This window comes from Oceanospirillum linum (genome assembly GCF_001995095.2).
GTDB classification, from domain to species: Bacteria; Pseudomonadota; Gammaproteobacteria; order Pseudomonadales; family Halomonadaceae; genus Oceanospirillum; species Oceanospirillum linum.
The window spans coordinates 1-408 of the sequence record NZ_MTSD02000182.1; the positions used below are offsets into that span (position 1 = coordinate 1).

Genomic DNA, 408 nt, shown 5'->3' on the forward strand with positions numbered 1-408 from the left:
CAACGAGCCTTTACGTGTGTAATTAGCCAACGTTTCAGCCTGCTTACGCCATACGACACAGCTGATAAAGTCTGTTTGCTTTTGTCCATCGGCGCCGTTAAAGCTGCGCTCTACCGCCATAGTAAAGGCTGCTACAGCTGTTCCGTTGACGGTATAACGTAAGTCAGGATCTTTGGTTAAACGTCCGACTAATACGACATTATTTATCATCAAAATTCCTCCTTGATTTCCTTAATCTGATCCATGCTGATCCCTGCAATTTTTAGGGTTCTCCGATAATCCAAGTCACGCTGATCAAAATTAGGGTTTAACATTGAGAAAGCGTGCTGGTATGCGTTACGCGCTTTTCGCCCTCAGGGGTTATACTTACCCCACGAGGTCGTTTAGTCGCCATCTGTTGCATCGATA

The 408-nt window shown here is 45.3% G+C and carries 1 protein-coding gene; it reads right to left on the reverse strand.

Annotated elements, in window-relative coordinates:
• Positions 1 to 210, reverse strand: a 210-nt coding sequence (gene ssb / locus BTA35_RS17225) for a single-stranded DNA-binding protein (RefSeq protein ID WP_139363750.1), incomplete at its 3' end; no start/stop codon positions are given.
• Positions 211 to 408: the final 198 nt, after the last annotated feature.